17 protein-coding genes and 2 tRNA genes are annotated in these 15,070 nt (G+C 70.1%); 6 read left to right on the forward strand and 13 right to left on the reverse strand.

All coding sequences use genetic code 11. The annotated features are described in order from the left end of the window. The first annotated feature begins 13 nt into the window (after positions 1-13). Complete coding sequence (gene pknB / locus ACF1GV_RS14125; RefSeq protein ID WP_391680170.1) at positions 14-2,002, forward strand: Stk1 family PASTA domain-containing Ser/Thr kinase; 1,989 nt, start codon at positions 14-16, stop codon at positions 2,000-2,002. Between the two features lie 86 nt (positions 2,003-2,088). Here pknB and ACF1GV_RS14130 read toward each other — a convergent pair whose 3' ends face one another. The 5 genes from ACF1GV_RS14130 to ACF1GV_RS14150 all read right to left on the reverse strand — a co-directional run bounded on the left by ACF1GV_RS14130 (position 2,089) and on the right by ACF1GV_RS14150 (position 5,706). Beyond that, a complete protein-coding gene (locus tag ACF1GV_RS14130) occupies positions 2,089-2,829 on the reverse strand; it encodes a class E sortase (protein WP_391680172.1) in 741 nt (246 codons plus the stop codon). A gap of 11 nt (positions 2,830-2,840) precedes the next feature. Further along, entirely contained in the window at positions 2,841-3,968 is a 1,128-nt protein-coding gene (locus tag ACF1GV_RS14135) for a class E sortase (RefSeq protein ID WP_391680173.1), read from the reverse strand. Continuing rightward, positions 3,965-4,603 (reverse strand): aminodeoxychorismate/anthranilate synthase component II, encoded by a 639-nt coding sequence (locus ACF1GV_RS14140; RefSeq protein ID WP_391680175.1) that lies wholly within the window; start codon positions 4,601-4,603, stop codon positions 3,965-3,967. The genes ACF1GV_RS14135 and ACF1GV_RS14140 overlap by 4 nt, the downstream gene beginning before the upstream one ends. Next, on the reverse strand, positions 4,600-4,761 hold the full coding sequence (locus ACF1GV_RS14145; protein WP_363265302.1) for a hypothetical protein: 162 nt from the start codon (positions 4,759-4,761) through the stop codon (positions 4,600-4,602). The genes ACF1GV_RS14140 and ACF1GV_RS14145 overlap by 4 nt, the downstream gene beginning before the upstream one ends. A 162-nt stretch (positions 4,762-4,923) precedes the next feature. Then, complete coding sequence (locus ACF1GV_RS14150; RefSeq protein ID WP_391680177.1) at positions 4,924-5,706, reverse strand: DUF881 domain-containing protein; 783 nt, start codon at positions 5,704-5,706, stop codon at positions 4,924-4,926. Positions 5,707-5,846: 140 nt separating this feature from the next. Between ACF1GV_RS14150 and crgA the strand changes: the two genes are divergently transcribed. After that, positions 5,847-6,101 carry a cell division protein CrgA gene (gene crgA, locus ACF1GV_RS14155; RefSeq protein ID WP_363265304.1) on the forward strand — a complete coding sequence of 85 codons (255 nt, stop codon included), beginning with the start codon at positions 5,847-5,849 and terminating at the stop codon, positions 6,099-6,101. A 281-nt stretch (positions 6,102-6,382) separates the two neighbouring features. On the opposite strand, the gene ACF1GV_RS14160 is transcribed toward crgA, so the two are convergent. Both ACF1GV_RS14160 and ACF1GV_RS14165 read right to left on the reverse strand, forming a co-directional pair. Next, on the reverse strand, positions 6,383-7,279 hold the full coding sequence (locus ACF1GV_RS14160) for a rhomboid family intramembrane serine protease (RefSeq protein WP_391680178.1): 897 nt from the start codon (positions 7,277-7,279) through the stop codon (positions 6,383-6,385). 143 nt (positions 7,280-7,422) lie between these two features. Next, positions 7,423-7,956, reverse strand: coding sequence for a peptidylprolyl isomerase (locus ACF1GV_RS14165; RefSeq protein ID WP_363265306.1), 534 nt, complete (start codon positions 7,954-7,956; stop codon positions 7,423-7,425). Positions 7,957-8,282: 326 nt separating this feature from the next. On the opposite strand from ACF1GV_RS14165, the gene ACF1GV_RS14170 reads away from it, so the two are divergent. Continuing rightward, positions 8,283-8,993 (forward strand): DUF5324 family protein, encoded by a 711-nt coding sequence (locus tag ACF1GV_RS14170; RefSeq protein WP_391680180.1) that lies wholly within the window; start codon positions 8,283-8,285, stop codon positions 8,991-8,993. Positions 8,994-9,118: 125 nt separating this feature from the next. On the opposite strand, the gene ACF1GV_RS14175 is transcribed toward ACF1GV_RS14170, so the two are convergent. After that, positions 9,119-9,191: transfer RNA gene (locus tag ACF1GV_RS14175), tRNA-Ala, on the reverse strand. Between the two features lie 181 nt (positions 9,192-9,372). On the opposite strand from ACF1GV_RS14175, the gene ACF1GV_RS14180 reads away from it, so the two are divergent. Next, positions 9,373-9,921, forward strand: coding sequence for a helix-turn-helix domain-containing protein (locus tag ACF1GV_RS14180; protein ID WP_391680181.1), 549 nt, complete (start codon positions 9,373-9,375; stop codon positions 9,919-9,921). An 88-nt stretch (positions 9,922-10,009) separates the two neighbouring features. Next, positions 10,010-11,386 (forward strand): protein kinase, encoded by a 1,377-nt coding sequence (locus ACF1GV_RS14185; RefSeq protein ID WP_391680183.1) that lies wholly within the window; start codon positions 10,010-10,012, stop codon positions 11,384-11,386. On the opposite strand, the gene ACF1GV_RS14190 is transcribed toward ACF1GV_RS14185, so the two are convergent. Continuing rightward, the gene (locus ACF1GV_RS14190; protein WP_391680185.1) at positions 11,350-12,645 is read right to left on the reverse strand and encodes a hypothetical protein; all 1,296 of its coding nucleotides are present in this window, start codon (positions 12,643-12,645) and stop codon (positions 11,350-11,352) included. The genes ACF1GV_RS14185 and ACF1GV_RS14190 overlap by 37 nt on opposite strands. Positions 12,646-12,802: 157 nt before the next feature. After that, entirely contained in the window at positions 12,803-12,931 is a 129-nt protein-coding gene (locus ACF1GV_RS14195; protein WP_003999697.1) for a DLW-39 family protein, read from the reverse strand. Positions 12,932-13,290: 359 nt separating this feature from the next. Between ACF1GV_RS14195 and ACF1GV_RS14200 the strand changes: the two genes are divergently transcribed. Then, positions 13,291-13,674, forward strand: coding sequence for a DUF6344 domain-containing protein (locus ACF1GV_RS14200; RefSeq protein WP_391680186.1), 384 nt, complete (start codon positions 13,291-13,293; stop codon positions 13,672-13,674). Positions 13,675-13,899: 225 nt separating this feature from the next. On the opposite strand, the gene ACF1GV_RS14205 is transcribed toward ACF1GV_RS14200, so the two are convergent. From ACF1GV_RS14205 to ACF1GV_RS14215, 3 genes are all read right to left on the reverse strand, one after another. Next, positions 13,900-14,115: a hypothetical protein gene (locus ACF1GV_RS14205; RefSeq protein WP_391680187.1), complete on the reverse strand. Its 216-nt coding sequence runs from the start codon at positions 14,113-14,115 to the stop codon at positions 13,900-13,902. A 78-nt stretch (positions 14,116-14,193) separates the two neighbouring features. After that, positions 14,194-14,270 (reverse strand) — tRNA-Ile (locus tag ACF1GV_RS14210). A gap of 90 nt (positions 14,271-14,360) precedes the next feature. After that, the gene (locus tag ACF1GV_RS14215; RefSeq protein WP_391680188.1) at positions 14,361-15,056 is read right to left on the reverse strand and encodes a DUF3566 domain-containing protein; all 696 of its coding nucleotides are present in this window, start codon (positions 15,054-15,056) and stop codon (positions 14,361-14,363) included. Positions 15,057-15,070 lie beyond the last annotated feature (14 nt).

Raw genomic sequence — 15,070 nt, forward strand, 5'->3', positions numbered from 1 at the left:
CTGGTAGGTAGCTATGGAAGAGCCGCGTCGCCTCGGCGGCCGGTACGAGCTGGGCCAGGTGCTCGGCCGTGGTGGCATGGCGGAGGTCTACCTCGCGCAGGACACCCGCCTCGGCCGCACGGTGGCGGTGAAGACGCTGCGCGCGGACCTCGCGCGCGACCCGTCCTTCCAGGCCCGATTCCGCCGGGAGGCCCAGTCGGCCGCCTCGCTCAACCATCCCGCGATCGTCGCGGTCTACGACACGGGCGAGGATTACATCGACGGGGTCTCGATCCCGTACATCGTCATGGAGTACGTCGACGGCTCCACACTGCGTGAGCTGCTCCACTCCGGCCGCAAGCTGCTGCCGGAGCGGACCCTGGAGATGACCATCGGCATCCTCCAGGCCCTGGAGTACTCGCACCGGGCCGGCATCGTGCACCGCGACATCAAGCCGGCCAACGTCATGCTGACGCGCACCGGCCAGGTCAAGGTCATGGACTTCGGCATCGCCCGGGCCATGGGCGACTCCGGCATGACGATGACGCAGACCGCCGCGGTCATCGGCACCGCGCAGTACCTGTCGCCGGAGCAGGCCAAGGGCGAGCAGGTCGACGCCCGCTCGGACCTGTACTCCACGGGCTGCCTGCTGTACGAGCTGCTCACGGTACGGCCGCCGTTCGTCGGCGACTCCCCCGTGGCCGTGGCGTACCAGCACGTACGGGAAGAGCCGCAGGCCCCCTCGGTCTTCGACCCCGAGATCACGCCGGAGATGGACGCGATCGTCCTGAAGGCGCTGGTCAAGGACCCGAACTACCGGTACCAGTCGGCCGACGAGATGCGCGCCGACATCGAGGCCTGCCTCGACGGCCAGCCGGTCGCCGCCACCGCCGCCATGGGTTCGGTGGCCTACGGCGGCTATCCCGACGAGCAGCCGACGACCGCCCTGCGCGCGGACGGGCCGGGCGGGGCGACGACGATGCTGCCGCCGATGAGCCCGGACGACGGCGGCTACGGCTACGACGACCGCCCGGACCGGCGCCGCCAGAAGAAGTCCAACACGTCCACGATCCTGCTGGCCGTCGCGGCGATCCTGGTCCTGGTCGGCGCGATCCTGATCGGCAAGTACATCTTCACCGGCAAGGGTGTCGGCAACGACCAGGTGCCGGTGCCTCAGTTCGTCGGCATCTCGCAGGCACAGGCGCAGAAGATCGCCGAGAACTCGGACCTGAAGCTGGCCACCACCGAGAAGCCCTGCGAGAACCAGGCCAAGGGCAACATCTGCTCGCAGGACCCGGCCTACAAGACCGAGGTGGACAAGAACACCACCGTCAACGTCGTGGTGTCGACGGGCGCTCCGAAGGTGGCCGTGCCCAGCGTGCTCGGCAAGAGCTACGAGGACGCCAAGGCGCTGCTGGAGGGCGACCAGTACCAGTTCAAGGTCGAGAAGAAGACCGAGATCTCGGCCGAGGAGCCGGGCAAGGTCCTCAATCAGGACCCCGAGCTCGGCGCCGAGGTCGAGAAGGGCTCCACGATCACCCTCACGGTGGCGAAGGCCGAGGAGAAGGCGACCGTCCCTGACGTCACCGGCAAGAGCTGTGACGACGCGAAGGCGCAGATGCAGGCCAACAACCTGACCGGCACCTGCACCGAGCAGGAGACCCAGGACCCGAACCAGGTCGGCAAGGCCATCTCGACCACACCGGGGGTGGGCCAGGAGGTCACCAAGGGCTCCACGGTCCAGATCGTCGTCGGCAAGGCCCCGGAGAACCAGCAGACGCAGGTTCCGCCGGTGCAGAGCCAGAAGCTGAAGGACGCCAAGAAGGCCCTGAAGGACGCCGGTCTCCAGGTCGGCAACATCAACGGCTCCAACGACGACAACGCCATCGTCATCGGCTCCAACCCGCCCCAGGGCAGCACCGTGAACAAGGGCCAGACGGTCGACCTGTTCACCATGGGCGGCGGAGGCAACGGCGGCAACAACGGTGGCGGCACACAGTTCTTCGGAGGCGTGACGGGCTAGCCCGTCGCGAAGCCCTGACCGCCCGCTGCCACGGCGAGAGCCCCGGCCCCCTCGGAGAGAGGGGACCGGGGCTCTGTCACGTACGGTCAGCCGGCCAGTTCCTTCGGCGGGGTGCGGTCGCTGTCGACCTTGTCCACGCGGACCAGTTCGCCCCAGACGACATAGCGGTAGCGGGAGGTGTAGACGGGGGTGCAGGTCGTCAGGGTGATGTAGTGGCCCGGCTTGGCCTTGCCGGACTCCTTGGGGACCTGTCCGAGGACGTCGACGTTGTACTTCGACGTCTCGGGAAGGACGGCGTACACCTTGTAGACGAACCACTTGTCCTTCGTCTCGAAGACGATCGGGTCGCCCTGCTTCAGCTTGTCGATGTTGTGGAACTTCGCGCCGTGCCCGTCGCGGTGCGCGGCCAGGGTGAAGTTGCCGTCCTTGCCGGTCGTCGGCAGGGTCGCCTTGACCGGGTCGGTGTAGTAGCCGGCGACGCCGTCGTTGAGGACGTCCGTGGTGGTGCCCTTCTCGACCAGCACCTCGCCGTTCTTCATCGCGGGCACGTGCAGGAAGCCGATGCCGTCCTTGGTGTCGAGCGCCCCGGGCCCGGTGTCCTTCTGCGCCCAGTGCTCGCGGACCTTGTCCGCCTGCCGTCCGGCCGCCCGGTCGGCGACGACGTTGGTCCACCACAGCGAGTAGACGACGAACAGGCCGAGCACCAGGCCCGCTGTGATGAGGAGTTCACCGAAGACGCTCACCGCCATGGCGATCCGGCCGGTGCCCCGGCGACGCCGCGCCGGTGGAGGGGACGACGTCCCGGTGTCCTCTGCGGTCGCTGCCACTGTCCCTAGCCCTAACTGACGAGCGCATCCGGCTTGCCCTTGCTGCGCGGCCGTTCCTCGACCATCTTGCCCCAGACGATCAGCCGGTACTTGCTCGTGAACTCCGGCGTGCAGGTCGTGAGGGTGATGTAGCGGCCCGGCGTGGTGAAGCCCGAGCCCGGCGGTACGGGTTCGAGCACCGTGGTGTTGCTGGGCGACGTCACCGGCAGCATCGACGTCATCTTGTACACGAAGTAGGTGTCCTGCGTCTCGACGACGACCTCGTCGCCGGGCTGGAGCCGGTTGATGTAGCGGAACGGCTCGCCGTGCGTGTTGCGGTGGCCCGCCAGTCCGAAGTTGCCGGTCCTGTCGCCCGGCATCGCCGTCTTCAGCGGCTCCTCGCCGTAGTGGCCGACCATGCCCTTGTCGAGCACCCTCTTGGTGCTGACGCCCTCGGCGATGGGGACGACCACGTCCAGCTTGGGGATGTGCAGGATGGCGAAGCCCTGTCCCGGTTCGAAGGCGCCCGGGCTGCGTTTGCCGTTCGCCCAGTCCTGCTGCAGGCTGTTCGCCTCCCGGCCGGCCTGCGCATGGGCGCGCACGTTCGTCCACCACAGCTGGTAGGTGACGAACAGCAGCATCAGCACGCCGGTCGTGATGAACAGCTCCCCGATCACCCGGCTCGCGATGACGCCCGGGCCCGGCTTGCGGGCCCGGGCGAGCCGGCGCGCCTCGACCCGGGAGCGGGGAACGGGGCTGTGCTCGTCCTGCGGAGCGTCCTGCCCGGTCGCGGCGGCGCCGTGCCGGCCCCCGCGGCGCCGCTTGGCGGCCTTCCTGCGGGCCGCCCGCCCGCCGGGTGTGACTCCGATGCCTCCAGAGGCGGACGAGCCGTCAGAGGCGGATGTGGGGCCGCGCTCGCGCCCCCGTGCCGGTGGCTGCGCCACCCGCAGCGCCACGGTCTCGTCGTCGGCGGGCTGCACATAGGGTTCGTACCCCTCGGACCCATGGCCGTCGGACGCATACGTCTCCGGTCCGTACTCCGCGTTGACGTACGCCCCGTCCCCGTACGCCCCGTCCTGCGTCCCGTACGGCGCCGTGCCGTAGGGCTCGTGCGGCACGGCGCCGTACGAGTCCTTGCGCTCGGGGCGCAGCGCGGTCACGCCGTGGCCCTGCCCACCACCGGGGCGAGCCCCGCCGACCTCGCGACCGCGCCCGGGTCGCCGCACTCCACCAGCCAGTTGGCCAGCATGCGGTGCCCGTGCTCGGTCAGCACCGACTCCGGGTGGAACTGCACACCCTCGACGGGCAGTTCGCGGTGGCGCAGGCCCATGATGATCCCGTCCTGGGTACGGGCCGTGACCTCCAGCTCGGCCGGCACGGTCGGCGGCTCGGCCGCCAGCGAGTGGTAGCGGGTCGCGGTGAACGGGGAGGGCAGCCCGGCGAAGACGCCCCTGCCCTCGTGCTCGACCAGTGAGGTCTTGCCGTGCAGCAGCTCGGGCGCCCGGTCCACCACTCCGCCGTACGCCACCTGCATCGACTGCATGCCCAGACAGACCCCGAAGACGGGAACGCCGGTCGCGGCGCAGTGCCGGACCATCTCGATGCAGACGCCGGCCTCCTCCGGCTTGCCCGGGCCCGGCGACAGCAGCACCCCGTCGAAGCCGTCCTGAGCGTGGGAGGTCGCCACCTCGTCGTTGCGCAGCACCTCGCACTCGGCGCCCAGCTGGTAGAGGTACTGGACCAGGTTGAAGACGAAGCTGTCGTAGTTGTCGACGACGAGAATGCGCGCGCTCACTGGTTGTCCACCGTCACATCGTTGAAGGGAAGCAGCGGTTCGGCCCACGGGAAGACGTACTGGAACAGCAGATAGACGACGGCCACGACGAGCACGATCGAGATCAGCGCCCGCACCAACGCGTTGCCCGGCAGATGCCGCCAGATCCAGCCGTACATGCCGTCCCTTCCGTTTCCCCACGGCACCAGACTCACGCCGTACCGGAACCAGACTAACGGCGCGGCGGCCCCGGATCCCGTGCGTCCACGAGGTACCTGCGCGAGGCGTGTCCGAGGTGGCGGGTTTCACGTGAAACCGAGGCGTGGGCCACGAGACGTGGGCTACGGCTCCACGGGCTTGGCGTAGTGCAGGTCCACCGTGCCCGAGTAGCCCGGCAGCGTCACCGTCCCGTCCTCGGCGACCTTCCAGCCGAGGCCGTAGACGTTCACGTAGACCATGTAGTTCTGAATCGCCGGCGACTCGGCGAGCGCCTTCTGCAGCTTCTCGGGGTCCCCGACCGCGGTGATCTTGTACGGCGGCGAGTAGACGCGGCCCTGGAGGATCAGGGTGTTGCCCACGCAGCGCACGGCACTGGTGGAGATCAGCCGCTGGTCCATCACCTTGATGCCCTTGGCGCCGCCCTGCCACAGGGCGTTCACCACCGCCTGCAGATCCTGCTGGTGGATCACCAGGTAGTCCGGCTGCGGCTCGGGATAGCCCGGCAGCTTGGCGGTGGCGTTCGGCGGGGCGTCGTTCAGCGTGACGGTGATCGCCTTGCCGGTGACCTTCTGGGTGCCCGCGCTCTTCTCCAGCCTCGCGAGCTTGTCGTCCTGCGCCTTGGTGCTGCCGTCGTCGCGTTCGGCCAGCGCCTCCACCTCACCGCGCAGCGTCGCGTTGGCGTCGTCCAGCTCCTTGTTCTTGCGGCTGCGTTCCTGGATGAGGTCGGACAGCTTCAGCAAGGAGGTGTCCGTCCGGATATTGGTGCCCTTGGCCGTGTTGAAACTCGTGATGAAAAGGAGTCCGGCGAGGGCGAAGACGGCGATCGTGAGCACCCGCGCGGGCCGGAAACGGGGTCCGCGAGCAGGGCTGGATCCCGTCTGGGGAGAGTCGGCAGAATTGCTCAACGTACCCTTATCTCCTTCGGCGCCGCGGAAGCACTACGCTAACGGACGCCCGGGGGAGCACTCAGTGTCCCCAGTTCCGCTGCCCCGAGCCCGACCAGTTCCCTGCGCGGCCACGCAGCGCATCGACAGGAGAGACCCTCGTGCCGAAGTCACGTATCCGCAAGAAGGCCGACTTCACGCCGCCCCCGGCGAAGCAGGCAGCGACCATCAAGCTGGGCACCCGGGGCTGGGTAGCACCGGTCATGCTGGCGATGTTCCTGATCGGTCTGGCCTGGATCGTCGTCTTCTATGTGACCGACGGCTCCCTGCCCATCGACAGCCTGGACAACTGGAACATCGTGGTCGGTTTCGGCTTCATCGCCGCCGGATTCGGCGTCTCCACGCAGTGGAAGTAGCAGGGGAAGTACCGGCCACGGGCTGGTGAACTCAGCTCTGCCCACGGCTATCCGCTGAGTTATCCACAGGTCGTGCATTTATCCACACCCGGCCTGGGGAAAAGAAACGACGATCTGTGGATAACTCCTCGCGGCTTGACGCCGGTACGACTGACACACTGCTTGCCGCACATCTGTTCGCCCCCTGTCTGACCTGCGTAAATCCGGGTCGGTGACAGGGGGCACAGATGTTCTGACGCGCTGTGCACAAGATCGGGCACCAGTTGTGGACAACCGGTCGCTCAGGTGAGCTGAGACGTTCTCAACAGGGTCACCACCACGACGGCCGCGAGCACCACCGCACAGCTGCCGTACTGCACCAGCGCCCGCCGCTCCCGGGGCGCGTGCACCATGGCGTAACCGACGAGGACACCGGCGACCAGACCGCCGATGTGGGCCTGCCAGGCGATGCCGCTGACCCCGAAGGTGATGACCAGGTTGATCGCGAGCAGCGCGATCACCGGCCGCATGTCGTAGTTGAGGCGGCGCATCAGCACCGCCGTCGCGCCGAACAGTCCGAAGATCGCTCCGGAGGCGCCGAGGGACGGCTGGTTCGGTGCGGCGAGCAGATAGGTGAGCGCACTGCCGGCCAGTCCCGAGACGAAGTACAGGGCGAGATAGCGGACCCGGCCGAGGGCGGCCTCCAGCGGGCAGCCGATCCACCACAGGCTCAGCATGTTGAACAGGATGTGGACATAGCTGCCGTGCAGGAACATCGCGGTCAGCAGCCGGTACCCCTGCCCTTCGGCGACGCCCTCCACAGCGCCGAGCGACGGAATATAGGCCTGTCCGAGGAGGAAGAAGCGCTCCTCGAAGTCGGCACCCACGGCCTTCTGTACGAGGAAGGCGGCCAGGCAGAGGCCGATCAGGATCTTGGTGATCAGACGGGGGTCCGCGGTGACGGTGCCGCCGGCGAGGGTGCGCGGGCGGGCCGCGGCCGTGGCCGCGCGGCCCTGGCGGCCGGACGGGCCGCGGACGCAGTCGGGGCACTGGAAGCCGACCGAGGCATCGACCATGCACTCCGGGCAGATCGGCCGCTCGCAGCGGGTGCAGCGGATGCCGGTCTGCCGGTCGGGATGGCGGTAGCAGGTGGGCAGGCTGCTGCGCGCGTCCTGCGGGCTGCTCGGCGCCTGGTCCATGAGATCCCCTCGATCGTCGGGTACGCGTCCGGTGCAACTCGGGTTCAAAGGAACCGCCCTGCTCATCCTTACGGACGAGCAGGGCGATTGGTTCCCTTCGGGAGCTGTCGGACGTCCGGCGCGTCCTCCTGCCGGATCCTCGCTCAGCCCTCGCGGGACTCCACGACGACCGACTCGATGACGACGTCCTGCAGCGGACGGTCGGTGCGCGGGTTGGTCTGCGCGGCGGCGATCGAGTCGACCACCTTCTGGCCGGCCTGGCCCGTGACCTCACCGAAGATGGTGTGCTTGCGGGTCAGCCACGCCGTCGGGGCGACGGTGATGAAGAACTGCGAGCCGTTGGTGCGCGGGCCGGCGTTGGCCATGGCCAGCAGGTAGGGCCGGTCGAAACGCAGGTCCGGGTGGAACTCGTCGTCGAACTGGTAGCCCGGGCCACCGGTGCCGTTGCCCAGCGGGTCGCCGCCCTGGATCATGAAGCCGCTGATCACCCGGTGGAAAATCGTCCCGTCGTAGAGCCTGGCCTTGCTCTTCTGGCCGGTCTCCGGGTGGACCCACTCACGCTCGCCCTGGGCGAGTTCGACGAAGTTCCTGACCGTGGCCGGCGCCTGGTCCTTGAAAAGCCGGATCTCGATGTCGCCGTGGTTGGTCTTCAGGGTGGCGTAGAGCTGCTCAGCCACGATGTGCCTTCCGTTGTCTTTCTGTGACTCCCCGATCCTCGCACGGTCCGCCCCCCGCGTCGCCTTCCTGAGGGCAGGCACGTCTCTCGGCCACCCGGTTCGGTGGCGCGAAACGACCGAGTGCTGCTCGACGGGAGCGCGCCGGGCCGATCCGTGGCATTGTCGACGACAAGCTCCCGTTGACCCGTTTCGTCTGTTATTCGCCCGCGAGCGCGTTCTTCGGCACCCGGATGCGCGTCCCCGCATGCCGGAAAGCCCACGGGCAGGCATGATCCGCAAAAGGGTGGAAAGTCGATTTACCGTACGCCACCGAGGAGGAGGAACCCGTGACCCGCATCGACAGCGTGCGCGCCGCGACCGGTTCGGCGAAGGACAGCGTGCTGCACGCCGCGGAAGTGGTGGCGCCCTACGCCGACACGGCCAAGGAGAGGGCCGCGCACTACGCGCACGAGGCACGCGTACGGCTCGCGCCCAAGGTGACACTGGCCGCCGAGCAGGCCCGCGCCCAATACGGCGTCCATGTGGCGCCCCGTATCGAACAGGCCCGCGTGCAGGCCATGACCCATGTGCCGCCGAGGGTTGATCAGGCGGCCCAGGAGGCCGCCGTACGCACCCGCAAGGCCGCACGGCAGGCCGCCGACTATTCCCGGCCGATGATCGAGCAGGCGGTCGCCGCGGCCGGACCCGTCCGTGACGAGGCCGCCGCCCGGGGCGCCGCCGCACTCGCCGCACTGCGCGGCCAGGTCTCGCCCAAGGAGATCCAGAAGCTGGCGCGCAAGCACCGGCGCCGGGCCAGGGCCGGCCGGATCGCGAAGGTGCTGGCCGTGGCCGGCGCCGTGGCGGGCGGTGCGTTCGCGGCGTGGAAGTGGTGGGACAAGCAGGCCAACCCGGACTGGCTGGTCGAGCCGCCCGCCGCGACCGAGGTACCCGAGTCGGGCCGTCTGAGCTCGGTCGACGGCAGCGGCGACGCCGCCCTCGACCCGGAGGTCCAGGCGAAGGAAGCCGAGGAAGCGTCCCGCCGCGACGACGAGGGCTGAACCGCTCCCCAGCACCACGACACCGCGGGACGCGCGACATGGTCGCCCGTCCCGCGGTGGCATGTACGACACCATAAAGAAGACCCCTCCGACCGCGTCACCGCAGGTCGGAGGGGTCCTTCAGGTGGAGCCTAGGGGAGTCGAACCCCTGACATCCGCCATGCAAAGACGGCGCTCTACCAACTGAGCTAAGGCCCCGCAAGAGAAGCGTCCGGCCGGAAGAACCGCGATCCGGTGGGCGCCGCAGACAAGAGTACCGGGTCCACCCGGGGATCTCGCAAAAAGATTGGGGGTCCCCGTACTCGACCACGCTCCGTAAGATGCTCGGCGTGGTTCGCGGCAGCGAACCGCCGTTTTGGGGAAGCGATGGGGAGACGCAATGGACGCCGCACAGCAGGAAGCCACCGCCAGAGCGCGGGAACTGCAGCGGAACTGGTACGGGGAGCCGTTGGGGGCACTCTTCCGCAGGCTCATAGACGACCTGGGCCTGAACCAGGCCCGGCTCGCGGGGGTGCTGGGACTGTCGGCGCCGATGCTGTCCCAGCTGATGAGCGGCCAGCGGGCGAAGATCGGCAACCCGGCGGTCGTCCAGCGGGTGCAGTTGCTGCAGGAGCTGGCGGCGCAGGCGGCGGACGGCAGCGTCAGCGCCGCGGAGGCGACCGAGCGCATGGAGGAGATCAAGAAGTCTCAGGGGGGCTCGGTGCTCAACAACACCACGCAGACGACCAGCACTTCGGGCGTGCCGACGGTCAAGCGGGTGGTCCGCGAGATCCAGTCGCTGCTGCGTTCCGTGGCCGCCGCCGGGGACATAATCGAGGCCGCGGACTCCCTGGCCACGACCCATCCGGAGCTGGCCGAGTTCCTCCGGGTCTACGGCGCCGGCCGCACCTCCGACGCGGTCGCGCACTACCAGTCCCACCAGAACTGACCCGCAGGGCCGGTCGCCGAGGGGGTTCGGCGGTCGAGGGCGGGGGATGCAACGGGGGTGACCCGAGGGGGAGGAGCAGCGCGCAGCGATGGGTGAGGTCTTCGCCGGGCGGTACGAGCTGGTCGACCCGATCGGACGCGGCGGCGTCGGCGCCGTATGGCGGGTCTGGGACCACCGTCGTCGCCGTTACGCGGCCGCCAAGGTGCTCCAGCAGCGCGACGCGCACGCGCTGCTGCGGTTCGTCCGGGAACAGGCGCTGCGGATCGACCACCCGCATGTGCTGGCACCCACCAGCTGGGCCGCAGACGACGACCAGGTCCTGTTCACCATGGACCTGGTCACGGGCGGTTCGCTGGTCCACCTCGTCGGCGACTACGGCCCTCTCCCGCCGGCCTTCGTCTGCACGCTGCTCGACCAGTTGCTGTCGGGCCTGGCCGCGGTGCACGCCGAGGGAGTCGTCCACCGGGACGTCAAACCGGCCAACATCCTGCTGGAAGCCACCGGCACCGCCCGCCCCCGGCTGCGCCTGTCGGACTTCGGCATCGCGATGCGGCTGGGCGAGCCCCGGCTGACGGAGACGAACCTCGTGGTGGGGACGCCCGGTTACCTCGCGCCCGAGCAACTGCTGGGCGCCGAACCGGACTTCCCGGCCGATCTGTTCGCCGTCGGTCTGGTGGCCCTGTATCTGCTGGAGGGCGCCAAGCCGGACGCCAAGGCCCTCGTCGAGTACTTCGCCGACCACGGCACTCCCGGCGCGCCCAAGGGCGTCCCCGAGCCGCTCTGGCAGGTCGTGGCCGCGCTGCTGCAGCCCGACCCGCAGGCACGTTTCCGCACGGCGACGGGGGCGCGCAAGGCGCTGGCGGCGGCCGTCGAACTCCTGCCGGAGCCGGGCCCCGACGACGAGCTGATCGAGATCTTCGACCAAGTCGGCCCCCTGCCACCGGGGTTCGGACCGCACGGCCCGCTCGGCGACGGCCGCCTCGGCGGTCCCCCCGGCGGCCCCCTCGACGGCCGCCCACTCGGCGATCCGCGGGATGTCACCGCCGTTCCGTCGCAACCCGTGCAGGCCGTGTCCTGGCAGCAGACCGCTTCCCAGCAGCAGGCCGTGTCGAGGGAGCAGACGGTCTCCCAGCAGCAGGCCTTGTCCAGTGATCAGACCCTGTCCCGGGAGCAACCCGTCTCACGGGAGCAGTCCGTCTCCCCGGAGCAGCCCGTCTCCCCGGTGCAGGACGTCGACACCCCCACCCACGTCCTGCCCGTCGTCCGGTATCGCCCGGACCCCGCCACCGCGTCGTACACGACCGCCTCGTACGCCACGCAGGAGCCGCGGGTTTCCCACAGGGCTGTGGGCACCGCGGCCCCGCGCCGCCCGCGTCCCGGGCCGCCCGCGCGGGTCGCCGTGCCGCTACTGCTGCTCGCCCTCGTCTGCTACGCCGTCGGGTTCTGGGCCCTGGCCCGCATCTGACCGGCCCGGCGCCGCGCCAGCACCGTCCAGCCGCCGAGCACCGCCAGCAGCAGGGTCCCGGTGCCGATGCCGCCCACGGCGACGCCCCTCAGCAGGGGGTCACCGGACGTGCCGCCTCCCCCGTTCCCGCCGGTGGCCCGGAAGAGGTCCCCCGGTGACGACCGGCCCGCGTAGTCCGGCCCGGCCTGCGGCTCCCCGTCCACGCGCACCCGCAGCGTCAGCGGCAACGCTCCCGGACCGAGCCGGTCGGCCACACGCGCGGCCAGGTGCACCACCAGGTAGTACGACCCGGCGAACCGCATCGCGCCGACCGCGTCCCGCACGGAGTACCGGTTGCGGTAGGCGACCGGGGGCACGGGCGGCAGGGCCGCCGACTTCTGCGTGCCGTCGTAGCCCACGCCGACGTCGGTGACGGGCCCGCGCACCGGGTTGAACAGCGCCAGTTCCAGGGCGCCGGCGGTGTAATCACCCCGCTCGGCGGTGCTGCCCAGCTCCGCGGTGGCGGACAGCCGCTGCCCCCAGTCCACGGGCACCTTGTAGTAGAGGGTCTGCCCGGGGCGTACCGCGGTCTGCCAGACGCCGTCGCCGACGAGCGGCGCCGTGGCGAAACCGGCGCCGGCCGGGCGGCTCGCCGGGGTGCCCGACGGGGGTGCGGCGGACGCCGAGTCCCAGGCCTCGGGGGCGCGGGTGGGGCCGGGGCCTGCGAGCGGCGGCTCGGTGGCGGCGGTCAGCTCCAGCGCCCACGGCTGCGGCGCGGACGCCGTGACGGCGGACCGGCCGGCACGCTCCACCACGACGTAGTAGACCCCGGCGCTGCGGCACGCCGACCGGCCGGAGCGGCCGGTCTCCCGCGCGCCCCAGGCCGTCAGGGGACGCGGGCTGCGGGATGCGCCGAACAGTTCGGTGTCGTAGGAGCAGGAGCGCCCGTCGGCGTCCTGGACGGACACCTTCAGACCGTCGGAGGCGGAGACCTCGGCGTTCGCCGGCGGGACGGCCGTGGCGGAAACGTACGCGTTCGACGTGCCGTCCAGGTCGAGGCGGAAGTAGACCGGGCCCTTGCCGGTCAGCGTGGACCGGTAGCTGTGCGCCGGTGCCAGGGCGGCGGCCTCCCCGGTGCCCTGCGCGGCGGCGACGGTGCGGGCGTCGGGGTCGTAGGCGTAGGAGCCGGGTCCGGGGGTGCCGGTCGCCGCCTGTGCGGGTGGAGCCGACGCCAGCCATATACCCAGGACCAGCAGCGCCGCCCCCGTACGCCCTCCCATACGCGCCCTCTCACCGTTCCGCAACCGGACCGTGCCCATCCTGCCCCGCCGGCCCCGTGGGCATCCGGGGTATCGCGCAATTCACGCCCCGCCCCCCGACAGCACAAAACCCCGACCGCTCGGGCGGCCGGGGTCTGCTGAATTCGGTGTCGGGTGGTCAGGAACCCGTGGGCACGGAGTCGGTCGCCTCCGTCCACAGGTCCTGCTCAGCGCGATCCGCCTGAATCTGGCGGTACACGAGGAGCCCGCCGATGGCGGCCAGTGCGACCAGGAGCAGCTTCTTCACCGCGCAACCTCGTCTTTCATTGACGTAAGGGACCTCTGGCGCCCGACTATACACACCGGCCGATACCGATCGGTGACCTGCGTCGGGGCGCCAACTGGCCATATGAAGCGGTGCGATGGAAGCGGATCCCCGCTCCTGGCGATGCGGCCCCGCGTCCCGTCTCTTCGATCACGCCTACCACGCGGTCCTGTGCGGCGCATCCTGAGGCCCTCGCAGCGGGCCCCACGCAGTCCGTACGTCCATCCGAGTGGTGTTCATCGGAACATCGACGCGCCACGGGCGTCGGTCCACCACTTCGCGATCCTCATACACATCATGAGGAAAGTACGCAAATCGCCCAACCCGAAAGTGAGGGGATCATGGCTCAGAACCAGGTCAAGCAGCTGTGGACGGTCATCGTGACCGCCTTCCTCGCGCTGTTCACGGCGCTTGGACTCGTCACCACGACCGCCGCCGCGGCGGTAACGCAGACGGAGACGCCGCGCAACAGCAGCAGCGACGACGCGACCACCGCCCCCGAAGCGGCGGCACCGCCACTGCCCGCCTGGTCCTGGCTCCACGCCCGGTCCCTTCCCCCGACGATGAAGCAGCGCATCCGCGCCGAGGCCCACGGCAAGTCCCCCAGCTGCCGCCACCGCCCGCTCGACGACACGGCGACCGACGAACAGTGCGACAGCGACGACGCCACCGAACGGGCCGCCATCCCCGCCCAGCAGCGCCCGATGATCCCCCTGCAGCGCTGACAGCGCCGCGCACGGCGCCCCCGCCGTGCTCTTACCAGCACCTTTGACGTGACGGCGATTCGCGTACAACCGCACGCGCAACCCGGCCCGGCCGCTCGCAAGAGCCGCCGGGCCTCGCCGCGTGTGCCCACGGATCCAAGACGCCGCTGCCGCTACGGAGGTCGGTGCAGCTGTCGGATCCACGACATCGGTGCCGGTACCGGTTCCGGTTCCGGTTCCGGGGCGTCAGCGCCGGTACTGGTCGGTCATGTTCGGCGCCTGGCCGTGCAGCGTGATGGCGTTGAACGAAACCCGGTCCCTGCGGGCCTGGAGCCGGCGGTCCTGCTCGATGCGCAACCCGTCGGCGTTCTGCGTACCGCCGTTGCGCCGCCGCAGCAACACGGCGATCAAGGCGCCGACGACAGCGGCGAGCACCCCGAAGAGAACACCTGTCGCGACCACACGCCCCCCAGGTGACACACCATGTGACCTGCCATGCAGAAGACCCCCGATCCTACCCGGACCGGGGGTCTTCGTGTCTGGTGGGGCTAACAGGATTTGAACCTGTGGCCTCATCCTTATCAGGGATGCGCTCTAACCAACTGAGCTATAGCCCCGCCGCGCTCTGCGGTGTATGTCCCGCGCGCTGACTCCTGAAGATTAGCGCACGAGGGGCGCAGTCCCAAAATCGGTCGACCGCGACCTGCTCACTCGTCCTCGGCGAGCGTCAGCTCGACGCCGCCGACGAAGCCCGCGGAGAGGTTGTAAATGAACGCGCCGAGGGTCGCGAGCGCCGTCGCGAGGACCACGTCGATGACCGCGATGATCGTCGCGAACATCAGCACATGGGGGAGCGACAGGAAGGACTGCAGGTCGAAGCCGTTCGACTCGTTGGAGCCGGTCGCCTCGGAGATCGTGCCGCCGACCGTGGAGAAGACCCCCATCGCGTCCATCACCATCCACAGCACCGCGGCGGCCACGACCGTGCAGATGCCGAGCGCGATGGACAGCAGGAAGCTGACCTTCATCACCGACCACGGGTCGGCCTTGGCCACCCGCAGCCGCGCCTTGCGTACCCGGGGCGTCGTGCGGGCTCCGGTGCGCGGGTGGCGCACGGCGTCCGGCTGGTAGGCCTGCGGCGGGTGGTAGGGGCCGCCGGGCTGCTGCCCCTGCCGCTCGTCGGGCAGCGGTGAGGCCTGCTGCTGACCACGGGTGTCCGTCACGGTTCCCCCCTGGGATCCCTGGGTGTCGGAAGAGGGCGCGCCCTTGGCGGGCGACTTGATCGCCTGGAGGTTGGTGGTCTGCGGGTCGTTCGCAGGTGTGGCATGCGCGGCGGAGCCACGGCCGCCGCCGTCCGTTCCCGTACTGGTACCGGTCGGTCCGGCGCCCGTGGCTCCGCTCACGATGCTCACTCCTC

Origin of the sequence: Streptomyces sp. NPDC014006 (genome assembly GCF_043088925.1) — a bacterium.
In the GTDB taxonomy this organism is placed as follows: domain Bacteria; phylum Actinomycetota; class Actinomycetes; order Streptomycetales; family Streptomycetaceae; genus Streptomyces.

Excerpts from the sequence above, each read along its gene's own strand:
- pknB (WP_391680170.1), top strand. The coding sequence starts at position 14 with ATGGAAGAGCCGCGTCGCCTCGGCGGCCGGTACGAGCTGGGCCAGGTG.
- ACF1GV_RS14145 (WP_363265302.1), bottom strand. The coding sequence starts at position 4,761 with ATGTACGGCTGGATCTGGCGGCATCTGCCGGGCAACGCGTTGGTGCGG.
- ACF1GV_RS14160 (WP_391680178.1), bottom strand. The coding sequence starts at position 7,279 with ATGGACCAGGCGCCGAGCAGCCCGCAGGACGCGCGCAGCAGCCTGCCC.
- ACF1GV_RS14180 (WP_391680181.1), top strand. The coding sequence starts at position 9,373 with ATGGACGCCGCACAGCAGGAAGCCACCGCCAGAGCGCGGGAACTGCAG.
- ACF1GV_RS14185 (WP_391680183.1), top strand. The coding sequence starts at position 10,010 with ATGGGTGAGGTCTTCGCCGGGCGGTACGAGCTGGTCGACCCGATCGGA.
- ACF1GV_RS14190 (WP_391680185.1), bottom strand. The coding sequence starts at position 12,645 with ATGGGAGGGCGTACGGGGGCGGCGCTGCTGGTCCTGGGTATATGGCTG.
- ACF1GV_RS14200 (WP_391680186.1), top strand. The coding sequence starts at position 13,291 with ATGGCTCAGAACCAGGTCAAGCAGCTGTGGACGGTCATCGTGACCGCC.